Source organism: Belliella alkalica (genome assembly GCF_022549785.1).
GTDB classification, from domain to species: domain Bacteria; phylum Bacteroidota; class Bacteroidia; order Cytophagales; family Cyclobacteriaceae; genus Belliella; species Belliella alkalica.
On sequence record NZ_JAKZGO010000088.1, the window covers coordinates 1 to 611 of the forward strand.

A 611-nucleotide genomic window follows, 5' to 3' on the forward strand; every position below is an offset into this window, starting at 1 on the left:
ATTACTGGAACCAACTACACTACATTGGTATTGACAGCAGATTTGGAAATTACTCCTGCAACTATTACAGGAATCACTTTCGAGAATGGTACCTATGTATTTGACGGAACTGAGAAAGCCATTGAAATATCAGGTACGCTTCCGAATGGCACTTCAGTGTCTTATGCCAACAATACCCGAACCAATGCGGGTACGCAGCAAGCAACAGCTACGATTTCAGGTGATAATTATACCACGTTGGTATTGACAGCAGAGTTAGAAATCACCCCAGCAACAATCACAGAGATCACTTTCGAAGACGGATCCTTTGTATTTGACGGAACTGAGAAAACCATTGAAATCACAGGTACGCTTCCGAATGGAACTTCAGTGTCTTATGCCAACAATACCCGAACAAATGCGGGTACGCAGCAAGCGACAGCCACCATTACTGGAACCAACTACACTACATTGGTATTGACAGCAGATTTGGAAATTACTCCTGCAACTATTACAGGAATCACTTTCGAGAATGGTACCTATGTATTTGACGGAACTGAGAAAGCCATTGAAATATCAGGTACGCTTCCGAATGGCACTTCAGTGTCTTATGCCAACAATACCCGAACCAA

1 protein-coding gene is annotated in these 611 nt (G+C 42.9%); it reads left to right on the plus strand.

What is annotated here, in order from left to right; all coding sequences use genetic code 11:
• On the plus strand, positions 1-611 hold a 611-nt coding region (locus tag MM213_RS20775; RefSeq protein ID WP_241414793.1), incomplete at both ends, for a hypothetical protein.